13 protein-coding genes are annotated in these 12,388 nt (G+C 38.1%); 6 read left to right on the forward strand and 7 right to left on the reverse strand.

Translation table 11 applies throughout. From position 1 onward, the window contains the following. Nucleotides 1–5: 5 nt before the first annotated feature. The 3 genes from DWX65_RS07795 to DWX65_RS07805 are packed head-to-tail and all read right to left on the reverse strand — an operon-like array spanning nt 6 to nt 2,458. On the reverse strand, nt 6–827 hold the full coding sequence (locus DWX65_RS07795) for an ABC transporter permease (protein ID WP_117536948.1): 822 nt from the start codon (nt 825–827) through the stop codon (nt 6–8). Continuing rightward, complete coding sequence (locus tag DWX65_RS07800; RefSeq protein ID WP_117536949.1) at nt 820–1,737, reverse strand: ABC transporter ATP-binding protein; 918 nt, start codon at nt 1,735–1,737, stop codon at nt 820–822. Before DWX65_RS07800 ends, DWX65_RS07795 begins: the two co-directional genes overlap by 8 nt. Nucleotides 1,738–1,792: 55 nt before the next feature. Further along, nucleotides 1,793–2,458: a response regulator transcription factor gene (locus DWX65_RS07805; RefSeq protein ID WP_117536950.1), complete on the reverse strand. Its 666-nt coding sequence runs from the start codon at nt 2,456–2,458 to the stop codon at nt 1,793–1,795. 395 nt (nt 2,459–2,853) lie between these two features. On the opposite strand from DWX65_RS07805, the gene DWX65_RS07810 reads away from it, so the two are divergent. The 5 genes from DWX65_RS07810 to DWX65_RS07835 all read left to right on the forward strand — a co-directional run bounded on the left by DWX65_RS07810 (nt 2,854) and on the right by DWX65_RS07835 (nt 7,806). Further along, on the forward strand, nt 2,854–3,273 hold the full coding sequence (locus tag DWX65_RS07810) for an RNA polymerase sigma factor (protein WP_015552791.1): 420 nt from the start codon (nt 2,854–2,856) through the stop codon (nt 3,271–3,273). Between the two features lies 1 nt (nt 3,274). Then, nucleotides 3,275–3,523: a helix-turn-helix domain-containing protein gene (locus DWX65_RS07815; RefSeq protein WP_117536951.1), complete on the forward strand. Its 249-nt coding sequence runs from the start codon at nt 3,275–3,277 to the stop codon at nt 3,521–3,523. A 439-nt stretch (nt 3,524–3,962) separates the two neighbouring features. Next, nucleotides 3,963–4,157 (forward strand): hypothetical protein, encoded by a 195-nt coding sequence (locus DWX65_RS07825; RefSeq protein ID WP_004614488.1) that lies wholly within the window; start codon nt 3,963–3,965, stop codon nt 4,155–4,157. 104 nt (nt 4,158–4,261) lie between these two features. Continuing rightward, the gene (locus DWX65_RS07830; protein WP_117536952.1) at nt 4,262–5,482 is read left to right on the forward strand and encodes a tyrosine-type recombinase/integrase; all 1,221 of its coding nucleotides are present in this window, start codon (nt 4,262–4,264) and stop codon (nt 5,480–5,482) included. A gap of 182 nt (nt 5,483–5,664) precedes the next feature. Next, on the forward strand, nt 5,665–7,806 hold the full coding sequence (locus DWX65_RS07835; RefSeq protein ID WP_118173192.1) for an ABC transporter permease: 2,142 nt from the start codon (nt 5,665–5,667) through the stop codon (nt 7,804–7,806). On the opposite strand, the gene DWX65_RS07840 is transcribed toward DWX65_RS07835, so the two are convergent. Beyond that, nucleotides 7,801–8,220: a PaaI family thioesterase gene (locus DWX65_RS07840; RefSeq protein ID WP_117698306.1), complete on the reverse strand. Its 420-nt coding sequence runs from the start codon at nt 8,218–8,220 to the stop codon at nt 7,801–7,803. The genes DWX65_RS07835 and DWX65_RS07840 overlap by 6 nt on opposite strands. 196 nt (nt 8,221–8,416) lie before the next feature. On the opposite strand from DWX65_RS07840, the gene DWX65_RS07845 reads away from it, so the two are divergent. Next, nucleotides 8,417–9,055, forward strand: a complete 639-nt coding sequence (locus tag DWX65_RS07845) for a lactate utilization protein (protein WP_117698307.1) — start codon at nt 8,417–8,419, stop codon at nt 9,053–9,055. A gap of 62 nt (nt 9,056–9,117) precedes the next feature. Here the strand turns inward: DWX65_RS07845 and DWX65_RS07850 are convergent, their stop codons facing one another. From DWX65_RS07850 to sigE, 3 genes are all read right to left on the reverse strand, one after another. Further along, nucleotides 9,118–9,702 carry a hypothetical protein gene (locus DWX65_RS07850; RefSeq protein ID WP_117698308.1) on the reverse strand — a complete coding sequence of 195 codons (585 nt, stop codon included), beginning with the start codon at nt 9,700–9,702 and terminating at the stop codon, nt 9,118–9,120. Between the two features lie 245 nt (nt 9,703–9,947). Beyond that, complete coding sequence (locus DWX65_RS07855; protein ID WP_118057794.1) at nt 9,948–11,552, reverse strand: MBL fold metallo-hydrolase RNA specificity domain-containing protein; 1,605 nt, start codon at nt 11,550–11,552, stop codon at nt 9,948–9,950. Nucleotides 11,553–11,644: 92 nt separating this feature from the next. Next, entirely contained in the window at nt 11,645–12,385 is a 741-nt protein-coding gene (gene sigE, locus DWX65_RS07860) for an RNA polymerase sporulation sigma factor SigE (protein WP_118057795.1), read from the reverse strand. Nucleotides 12,386–12,388: the final 3 nt, after the last annotated feature.

A 12,388-nucleotide genomic window follows, 5' to 3' on the forward strand; every position in this document is an offset into this window, starting at 1 on the left:
TATGATTAGCGTATTTCTTGCTTTCTTAGTATAAATGCTGAAACAAGAAATGTAATAATTACAGTTCCCACGAAATAAATCAAAATATTGATTTCTAAATTATTTATCATATTATAAGAACAGGTATTCATCCAGTAATACATAGGATTTATTTTTAAGTATGTTAGAACTCTCCATGATTGAGTTGACATATTATCCCATGTCATCATATAGATAAGCGGTCCGCTAAATGTAAACAATGACATAGCACCTACAACGATTGCCGTATGTTTGAATATTACACATAACATAAGTGTAATTCCGATAAACGCTCCCATAATCATACAATTTAGTCCTGCAATTTTCAGCATTGGAAACAGTTGTATTGGAATATTAAATTTCGCACATTCTATTATAAATGCAATCATAATAAATGAAAAGTATAGAAATATACTGGTAATCGAAATCACAATATATTTCGCAACAAAAAACTTAATTCGGCTTTGTCCGCTTGCGATTGCAATTTTAATTGTTGAATCCGTATATTCTCTTGAAAAGAAAATAACAGAAAATATAAGAACAATCAGCCAGAAAAATACAGTATAAGATGTGGCTGTCCTTATTATTTCTTCAATCAATGGGTGTGCTGTATCGCTATAAGCACGAGCAAGAAATCCAACAGTTTCTCCTATTTTCCATGTTTCGTCTAAACTTGAACTTGATGCCACAAATTGTTGCTGACCGCCTATGGAGAAAATTCCAAAGACTGCTAAAATCAAAGCAAAGGTTAAGTACAATGCCTTTGTATGAAATAACTTATAAAATTCTGCTCTTATTTGATTAAACATTTTTTCGTCCCCCTATTAGATTTTCAAAGTATGTTTCCAAATTTTCTCCTTGCACAGAAATTTCATCAATAATAACTCCATTACTGGATAGTAATTTAGAAATCATTCTTACATTATCTAAGCACTCGTATATCCGAATAGAATTATCGGGGTAAACGGAGTAATTGTTAATATTTCCCTTTTGCTCTAATAAAAGAGTGGTTTTTTGGATATTATCAGTCCTTAAACAAATATGGCGTTTACATTCTTCGTTCAATTCTTCGGCAGAAATTTGTTTCAAAAGTTCTCCTTTATGAAGAAATCCGTAACAGGTAGCAAGCTGATGTAATTCACTTAATATATGGCTGGATATTAAAATCGTTACCTCTCGTTCTTTTACTAATTTTTTAAGAAGTTCTCTTAATTCAATAATTCCCGTTGGATCAAGTCCGTTGACGGGTTCGTCCAAAATCAAAAATTCTGGCTCACCTAATAATGCAACACCTAAAGCAAGCCTTTGTTTCATTCCTAAAGAAAAGTTTGCCACTCTTTTTTTGCCAGCATTGGATAAACCTATCAACTCTAAAGTATCGGCAATACACTCTTTGTTTGGAATACCACGCTGTATTCTTTGCACCTCTAAATTTTGTGAAGCTGTCATATCCTTGTATAATGCAGGCATTTCAATCGTGCAACCGATTTTTGTCCTTTCATATTGCAGATTATCTGTATGTCCAAACAGGATTATTTCTCCCTCACTCTTAAAATTAAGTCCCGTTAATAATCGGATTAGAGTTGTTTTTCCTGCCCCATTTTCGCCTACAAGACCGTAGATTTCTCCTTTTGGAATAGTTAAGTTCACATTCTTTAAAGCATAGAAATCTTTATATTTTTTGCTTAGATTTTTTGTTTCGCATATAAATTTTGTCATTCTAAACACTCCTTTCTATGCCACTATATCTGATAAGTCTAAAGAAAATCTAAAGTCATTTAATTTTATAACCGATTCCCCAAATGGTTTGTATATAATCTTCATTTGTAATTGCCTTGATTTTTTTACGAATATGACTAATATGGGTATTTATCGTATCATCATCATAAGCATAAGTTTCATTCCAAATGGATTCATATAAATTTTGCTTTGAAAAAATTTTTTGCGGATATTGCAATAATAGTCTTAAAATCTTTAACTCGGTTGATGTAAAAGATACTAATACCTCTTTGATATAAACTAGAGAGTTATTGATTTCGATATCTCTATATGTCAAAGTATCATTTTGGCAGGACGTATTTGAAGTCCTTTTCAAATTTGCCTTAATACGAGCAAGAAGCTCATGCAGGTCAAAAGGCTTAGTCATATAATCATCAGCACCTAATTTTAATAAATCTATTTTTGTCTGTACCATTGTTTTTGCGGAAACAACAATGACAGGAGCATTTGTAAATTTACGCAATCGCTGCAATACATCATTTCCATTTAACTTCGGTAACATAATATCAAGTATTATTAAATCTGGAACAAGCGATTTACATAATTCTATTCCCTCTGCACCATTCAAGGCATAATGAACGATATATTTATTATTTTCTAAGAATTTTGCAATCATATTGCAAATGTCTATATCATCTTCAATAATAGCAATTTTATTCATGTGATTTCATCTCCTTTAATTAGATATTGTACCATAAGGTTTTTATGCTATCCACATGAAACAAAGAAGTCTATGGTACATTTAGAAATTATTTAGAAATATACTTTATGATTTTGGAAAATAATTTTGATGTGTAAATTAGGGAGTATGTTTCATGGAATGTTTTAAAGAAATTTATCGGCTATAAATGGAAAAAGCAATCAATAAAATCGTTAATTAGATATATAAATTCATTTGCTCGTGCAAACAGTCTGTTTTGTGCGGGCTTTTTTCATTCTGGAAAAATTTTGGCTTTTTTGAGTTCTCAACTTAACAAATCACACCTGCCGTTCCCTATATGGTGTGGAAAGAGGGATAACCACTTTTCACGTCGTAACGGAAAGGGGGTGAGATTGATGAAACCGTCTGACTTCCAGAAAACAGTTCAATGCCGTTTTGAAAGTTGTTTGAAGAAAGTTGTCCGACATGTTGTTAAGGACTATCAGAAGAAATTAAAACGACGACAAAAGGAAGAAACACTCTTTTGTGAACTTCCAGAAATCGTTGTAGAAAATCTGGCTGTCTGGGACGACTATGATACGGACTATACGATTTTCAACGTATGCGGTAATGATATTCGTGTCTATGATGATGAATTGGCAGAAGCCTTGAAACAGTTGTCCGAGCGTAACCGTGAAACTTTGCTGATGTATTACTTCTTGGAAATGAACAACGAAGAAATTGCAAAAAAGCAGAATATTTCCAGAAGCGGTGTATTCCAAAATCGACATAATTCATTGGCACTTATGAAAAAATTACTAAAGGAGAAACAGTAAAATGAAGCAAACATTTAAGAAGCCGTCCTACTATTTGCTTTCACAAGCAATGGGCGGGGACGAAAAAGCGATTGAAAAGATACTGGCATTTTATGACCCGTACATATCAAAGTGCTGTCTGCGTCCACTCTATGATGAATACGGCAATGTTTATATTGTTGTAGATATGGAGTTAAAGGGACTTATCAGAGAAGCACTTATTAAAATGATTTTAGGGTTTGATATTGCCTTAGAAATCGAAGAAGAATAACAAGCAGTAACCGCAGAGCATGATTTGTTCAATCCCCCTCTTTCCTGCTCTGCACCTGCTTTTACATGAAAGCAACACGCTTTCGCCACAGCTCTTTGACAACTGAATAAAGCAGACAGATACGTTTGTGAGATAGCGAGCCACGGGGACTGTACGCCACGACCTTTTCAAAAGAAAGCGAGCGACCCACGCAGTGATCCGAGAGCGACTGTTGGAAAAGTCGTTTTGCCACGACCTATCCTCACAGAATAATGATACGTCCGCATGGTGCGGTTCTGCCCACAAGAATGGGAATAGTTGAGATACTAACGGAGCTTTCCAAAGCCGTCTGCCTGCTTCTGTAACTTATAAATAGACACACAATAAAGGGGGTGTTACATTATGTTAAAGACTGATGTGTTAAATGATGTGATGTTCCAGCGAGGTAAGGTGTTGGAATATGAATAAAACGAAAATAAGAGCAACGGAACAACCGATTGCTGTTGATATAGAGGGACTGTCTGCTATGTTATCTTGTGGTCGTGCTACTGCAAGAAAGATTGGCGAGCAGGCAGGAGCAAAAATTGTGATAGGTCGCAGGGTTCTTTATTCCATAGAAAAAGTCAAGAAATACTTGCTATATTTGGAAGAATAGAACGATTTTCTATTTATGTTCTCTGGCGTGTGTAGTATAATAAGAAAGGACAAAGCACGCTGTGAGAACAAGAAAAGAGGCTTTTTCAGAAAGGAATGGTTCTCATGGCAATTAGTAGAAAAGACCCAAAAGGAAGAAAATTAAGAGAGGGCGAAAACTGGCGTAATGATGGAAGATACAGTTATCGTTATACAGATGTAAGAACAGGCAAGAGATTGACAGTCTATGCACAAGATTTACCAGAGCTTCGAGAAAAAGAGAAGCAGATTGCAAAAGATATGGAAGATAATATATTGACAGACGGAGCAATCAAAAAAATGACGCTTAACACGTTGTTTGAGCGTTATATGGCAACTCGTGAGCTGGCTGATACTACAAGAGTTAGTTATGTTCGTGCTTGGGAAAACAGAGTAAAAGACGAGATTGGAAATATTAAAGTTGTTCAACTTTTACCCTCACATATTAAAGCGTATTATGCGAAACTTTCCAAAGCTGGATATGCTTATTCTACAATCAAGTATATTCACAACCTGCTTTATCCTGCATTAGAAATGGCTGTTGATGATGATATTATCCGAAAGAACCCTGCAAAAAGTTCCATTAGCGATTATGGAAAACCAGCAGAGGAAAAAGAAGCCTTAACTGTTTCTCAACAAGAAAAGTTTATGGAGTTTGTAAAACAGAGCAATGTCTATAACACATATTATCCCATGTTTACCATAATGATTGGTACGGGGTTAAGGTGTGGGGAGCTTATTGGTCTTACATGGAAAGATATAAACATCAAGGCAAAAACGGTTAATGTAGACCACCAGCTCATTTATAAGAATTTAGGCGACGGTTGCAAGTTCCATATCTCAACACCAAAAACGGAGTCGGGTATTCGTATTATACCTATGACACAAGAAGTTGCAAAAGCCTTTGAGGAACAAAGGAAAATCAATTTTATGCTTGCAAAGGATAAGAGCATTGAGGTGGACGGGTATTCAGGGTTTGTCTTTACAGCGAAATCGGGCAGACCGCTTATGCCGAATGGCGTAAATAGTGTTTTATATAACATTGTAGACGCATATAACAAAACCGAAGTAGAGAGAGCAAAAAAAGAGCATAGGAAAGCAGAACTGTTACCGAAGTTTTCAGCTCATGTAATGCGTCACACAGCTTGTACCAGAATGGCAGAGTGCCGTATGGACGTAAAAGTTCTTCAATATATTATGGGACACGCCCATATAGATGTAACAATGGAAGTGTATAACCATATTGGAGAGCTGACAAGGATTGAAAATGAGATTGCAAGGCTGGATAATATGGTGTTAAATGCTTGACACCCTAAAAAGAAAAATTGGTGTCAAATTGGTGTCAAAACAGAAAAAATCACAATTTCAAAAGAAATAAGATACTGCAAACCATTGATTTTAAAGGGTTTGCAAAAAAATAACAAAAATATTAGCACTCACCTCTTGACGGTGGCATTGCTTATAACTTAAATGATGAAATTACACTGGATGTGGGAGAACGTGTCGATGAAGATGGTTCTATTTTAGATAATAACACTTCACTGCTTGGTAATAAGTCAGAAAAAACAAAAGACGGAAAAGTAATTCCGTTAGAATCCATTACAAATACGGAGTCAAAAACTTATCAGGTGGTAGGTTTTTACAGCAGACCTTCCTTTGAAAGCTTTCAGGCTCCGGGTTATACAGCACTGACTCTCTCTTCTGCCCGGACATCCTATCAGGATATTTACTTCTGTCTTCATAACAGCAAGGATGTATCCAGTTTTTTAGAGCAGAATGCACCATATTCTTATACCATGAACTATGATTTACTGCGGCTTGACGGAGCATCCATGGAGGATTCCTTAAACCGCACCGTCACCAGTCTTGCGGTTATTTTGATTGCAATTATCGTACTTGGGTCTATCTCACTGATTTATAATGCATTTTCCATTTCTATCAGCGAACGAACCAGACAATTTGGTCTGCTTTCATCCCTTGGTGCAACCAGACACCAGATGATTCACAGCATCCTGTTTGAAGCGGCTTTCCTGTGTCTTATCGGTATTCCGCTTGGAATCTTCTTCGGTTTAGTTGGCATTGGCATTACCTTCTATTTCACTGGTGATACTCTTGCCATGCTGTACCGAAGCGAAACCACACTGCACCTGACCCTGCAGCCATCCGTTGCCGGAATTGTGATTGCCGTCACCCTCGCTTTTATTACGGTATTGATTTCTGCTTACCTGCCAGCACGGAAATCCATGAAGTTATCTGCCTTAGAAGCCATCCGGCAGACCAGTGATATTAACATCCGTTCCAAAAAAGTGCATACATTTCCACTTACGGAAAAATTATTTGGCTTTGAAGGAATGCTTGCTGCCAAAAACTATAAACGAAGCCGCAGCAAATACCGTGCTACTGTTATCTCACTTTTCTTAAGTATTGTACTGTTTATTTCTGCCAGCAGCTTTTGTGCTTATCTGACACATTCTGCCGGCAGTATTTACAACGGAAACGGTTATGAGCTTTCCTGCACCATATATTCCGAAAAGAATTATGACCCGGATGCTCTTTTAACAAAAATCCGTGCTTTAGATGGCATAGATAAGGCTTCTTACGGTGCCAGCTTCGCTGCTGGCTTTACGGTAGCCAAAGAAGACTGTTCGAAAGAATTTGAAAGTTTCTATTCTGATTATGAACAGGCTTATTACAGCAATACACTCCTGGCAGATGACTCCTGTGAGCTTACCACTTTGATTTATTTCGTGGAGGATCATTTATTTGAAGATTATTTAAAAGAAATCGGGGAAAATCCTTCCGATTATCAGAATTCTGATCATCCAACGGGTGTATTGATTGACCGGCTTCATGTATTCAATGACAAATACTATGACATTAATATTTTCGCCAATCCTTCTTCGCAGGATATTGTATTATCCGCTTTAGACGAAGATGTGAAAAATACCTGCACCGTCACCGCTGGTGCTTTCAGTGATACCATTCCTTTCGGTGTCAGTGCTCCTTCCGATAATGCGAAATTTATTTTTCCATATTCCTGTAAGGATGCTCTCTGGCAGGCACTCAGCCAGAACCCGGATAGTTCACTGGAAAATTCATACTATATAAAAACAGATAATCACAAACAGGTACAGACCGACTTAAATACACTCTTTGACAACGAAAATATTTCTGCTGATATCTATGATTATATGGATTCCATTGAAAATGAGCGTGCCATGATTACCGTTATCAATATTTTTTCCTATGGATTTATTACACTAATTTCCCTGATAGCGGCAGCCAATGTATTTAACACGATTTCTACCAATATTATTTTACGAAAACGTGAATTTGCCATGTTAAAGTCCATCGGTCTTTCTCCGAAGGGCTTCCGAAAAATGATGCAGTTTGAATGTCTGCTCTATGGCTGCAAGGGACTCCTTTACGGACTTCCGGCTTCTATTGGAATCACCTGGCTTATTTATCGGGCAGTCAGTGATGGAATCGACTTTGGATTCTTTATTCCATGGTATAGCTTTGTCATTGCCATTGGCAGTGTGTTTGTCGTCGTTGCTGCAACCATGATTTATTCCATGCGTAAGCTTTCTTCTGAAAATATCATGGATGCATTAAAAAATGAAAATTTATAAAATCTCTTTTTCTTTCAGATTATAAAAGGTAAAATCACCGGTATTTAAAAGCATTCCATTGGCATCTGTAATTTCAAATGCTACTACTGTGAGGTTCCTTCCGGGTTTTACCACTTTGGCGGTGCATGTAACATATTCTGTTGCACGCGCCGCTTTTAAATAGCGGATCTGTCCGTCCACAGTAGTCACATAATATCCATAGGTTCCTGCCGCAATTCCGCATATGGTATCCACTGCCGAATACAGTACTCCGCCGTGCAAATCTCCATAGATATTTGTAAACTCTTTTTTGAATGGCAGTTCTGCCTTTACCCTTCCAAGTTCTGCCTCTGTTATCTTCATCTGCAGCAGACTTCCAAAGGGATTCTGCTCTAATAATTTCTGGCATTCTTCTATTGTAATTTTATTTTGCATTTGGTTCCTCTTTTCTTACATGTATCTTTTATCCTTTATTTGTACCCATTTTGTGCTCATTTATGTTTTTTGTCAATGAAACAATCTATCTGACTTTTCGGATTGCCAAATCCCCATCCTATGATGTAATATATTTTGTATGGTGTATATTAAGAATTTTTCTCACCATACACTTACGCATCAAGGAGGTATCTTTATGGATCCAAAGAAACAATTTTATGAAACACTCGCTACGTCCATGATTGAAAAATTCAAGAAAAGACAGATTGACGCATATTACTGTGCCACCAAAGAAGAAGCCGTTGCACTTGCCACTTCCATGCTGCCGACACAGGCAACCGTTGGTTTTGGCGGTTCCATGACTTTAACCGAAAGTGGTATGATGGCTGCTCTGCAAAATAAGACTGACATCACTCTTTATGACAGAAGCAAAGCTGCCACACCGGAAGAAACAACTGCAATTTATCATCAGTGTCTGAATGCAGATTATTATTTTATGAGTTCCAATGCAATCACTTCTGACGGACAGCTTGTCAATATTGACGGAAATGGCAACCGGGTTGCAGCACTCATCTATGGCCCGAAGGAAGTCATCGTTATGGCCGGTATGAATAAGGTTGTAAAAACAGTTGACGACGCTCTTGACCGGGTACATAATACTGCTACTCCTGCCAACTGCATCCGCCTTAGCAAGAAAACGCCATGTGCACTCACCGGAACATGTGCCGACTGCCTCTCACCGGAGTGTATCTGTAATCAGGTTGTTATCACCAGAAGAAGTGGTATTCCGGGAAGAATCAAAGTAATTCTCATCGGAGAGGAATTAGGATATTAATACGATTTCATAAAAAAATCCGCATACCAGATATACTCTGATATGCGGATTTTTATTTTATCCTATGCTCCGGCTGTAAATGTCGGTAGTTTCTCAATGACTTCCTGCAACGGACTCCAGTTCATCAGTTCTTCCTTTTCATCCTCTCTCTTGAAAGAAATCCCATTTTCCTTTTTCTGCTTTCTCTTTTCTGCACTTTCCTGAGTTCCCGGCAGTCTGCTATAGGCACCGGATTTATGGAATTCATCTGACACCCTGTTTACTGCTGCTACAATATATTCCTTATCCGGATCATTGTCCGATATACCGGAAACAGCGGTGGATACAATACGGTTTGCTTCTTCTTTGCTCTTTGCAGTTTTCAGCTCGTTCTCCACTTCCTCTGCAATCATCTGAATCCGTATCGCATGGGCATATGCAATGGGGTCATTTCTTTGAAGCCATGAAAGTTCTTCTTTGGTCAGCTTCTTTCCAGCCTCTAATTTCCGTTTGATTTTCGCCATTTTTTCCTGTTTTGCTTCTTCACTTTCTTCTGCCACATTATTATCATAAATGCATTTCAGCATATACTGCGGCAATTCCTCCACCGTAGATACCTTCTTTGTATCCTGCTCCGTATTGGAAAATAAATTCAGTCTGACTGCCATCGCATTTCCTCCTGATTTCGTAATTTGTTCCTTGCATTTTATCTTACACTTATATATCGGAATATTTCTTCTTTTTCCATAGTCATTTGAAAATGCTTGACAGCAAGTAGCGAGAAACACGCTTTGCGAGTTTCTCGAGTAAAAAAAGACATCCGCACCGGCATTTTCCCGGATACGAATGTCTTTTCTGGTTACTTTTCATGATACTTTTCTATTTCTTTATTTCCAAGTTCCTTTTCAACTTCCTATCTGTCCCACTTATCTGCCAGAGAATTAATCTGGTCAGCAAATTTGGCAAGGTCCTTATTTGGGATACCTTCATTCTTCTGAATGACACTAAGCAGCCTCTGACCCGCCGCCAGCAGTCTTGCAAACACATTAGAGGATGCCTTTGCCGGTTTGTCTTTCTTCTTTTCAACCAGTTCACGGCTTCCTTCATGAACACAGACATTTTCTAATAAGTCATAGGTATCACCACTATATGGTGCAACCGCCTGATAGCCTAATTCCGTATGCAGATGCTCTGCAAATTCATCACAGACCTTATCCTCACCATGTACCACAAAGACACGCTTTGGTGGATTTTTAAATGCAGATGCCCATTTTGTCAGCATATCACGGTCTGCATGGCCACTGATACCAGGAAGATTTAAAATTTCTGCATGTACCTGAATATTTTCACCGAAAAGTTTTACTTCTTTGGCTCCATTCAAAAGTGCATGACCCAAGGTTCCAGGTACCTGATATCCTACAAACAGAATCGTGCTTTCCGGTCTCCACAAATTATGTTTTAAATGATGGCGGATACGGCCAGCCTCACACATACCGGAAGCAGAAATGATAACCAATGGTTTCTTGCTGAAGTTAATCATTTTGGATTCATCACTGGTAACAGACGTTTTCAGTCCCGGGAATCCAATCGGATTAATACCCTGCTCCACTAATTTCTTTGCCTCATCAGAGAAGCAGTCTTCTACACTCTTATGGAAAATATTTGTTGCTTCCACAGCCAGCGGGCTGTCGATATAGGCCTCAAAATCTTCAAACTCCGGCAGCAGATGTTCTGTCTTAATCCGTCGCAGATGATATAGCATTTCCTGTGTACGACCTACAGAAAATGCCGGAATGACAAGATTACCACCTCTTGCAAATGTCCGCTTAATTACTGCCGCAAGTTCCGGTGCATAATCCGGCGGATCTGCATGTATCCGGTCACCATAAGTGGATTCAATCAATACATAATCTGCTTCATCGATAAACTGCGGATTTTTAATCAATGGCTTATTGCCATGACCGATATCTCCGGAAAATACAATTTTCACAGTCTTATCTTCTTCCGTCAGCCATACCTCAATGCTGGATGAACCAAGAAGATGTCCGGCATCTACAAACCGGATTTTTACTCCATTACAGATTTCAATGATTTTATTGTAATCACATGATACAAAATGCTCTAAAACCCCCTGTGCATCATCCATATCGTAAAGAGGCACTACTTCCGGTAATCCGGCTCTCCTAGCCTTACGGTTTCTCCACTCTGCTTCAAACATCTGGATGTGTGCACTGTCCTTTAACATGATATTACAAAGTTCGCTGGTTGCTGTTGTCGCAAATATCTGTCCCCGGAATCCATGACTATACAGCAATGGAAGTAAGCCTGAATGGTCGATATGGGCATGTGTTACAAACACATAATCAATATTAGATGCATTCACCGGAATCTCCTGATTCACATATAAATCCGGTCCCTGCTCCATACCACAATCCACCAGTATCCGCTTATCCTGACATTGCAGAAAATGACAACTTCCAGTTACTTCATGTGCAGCCCCTAAAAACTCCAATAACATAATACCATCTCCTCGCCATCTCTTTATTGTCGAACTTATGATAGTATTATTTTATCATATTGGACAAAAAATGTATACATTTTCTTTCTTTTTTATTCAAATCGCACAATTTCTTTCTTCAATCGTTTCATAATCTTTTTCTCCAGCCTGGAAATATAAGACTGGGAAATTCCTAATAAATCTGCCACCTCTTTCTGGGTCAGTTCATTACCGTTTTTCGAATTGATGCCAAACCGCAGTTCAATAATTGTCCGCTCCCTGCCGTTTAAATGCTCAATTGCTTTATTCAAAAGCTTCTTTTCAACCTCAGTCTCAATATCCCGGTAAATGACATCTTCATCTGTTCCTAAAATATCCGAAAGTAGTAATTCATTTCCGTCCCAGTCCACATTTAACGGCTCATCAATGGATACCTCTAATTTCGTCTTATTATTTCTACGCAGATACATCAGAATTTCATTTTCAATACATCGGGAGGCATAGGTTGCAAGCTTGATATTTTTTTCCGGATTAAAAGTATTAATTGCCTTGATTAATCCGATGGTTCCAATAGAAATCAAATCCTCCACTCCTACTCCCGTATTGTCAAATTTCTTCGCTATGTATACTACAAGTCTCAGATTATGCTCGATTAATTTCTTTCTTGCAGTCTCACTCTGCTCTTTCACCAATTGTCCGATACATTCCATTTCCTCTTTCGCCGGAAGCGGTGGCGGCAGCACCTCTGCCCCTCCGATATAGTGAATCTCCGTCTCCTTACGAAGCAGCATATCTTTTAAACTACGCACAATGCGAAACTGAAAATGCTCCGGTATATCTACTTTTAAATACATTAC

The organism is Roseburia sp. AF20-18LB, from assembly GCF_003461185.1.
Classification (GTDB): Bacteria; Bacillota; Clostridia; order Lachnospirales; family Lachnospiraceae; genus Roseburia_C; species Roseburia_C amylophila.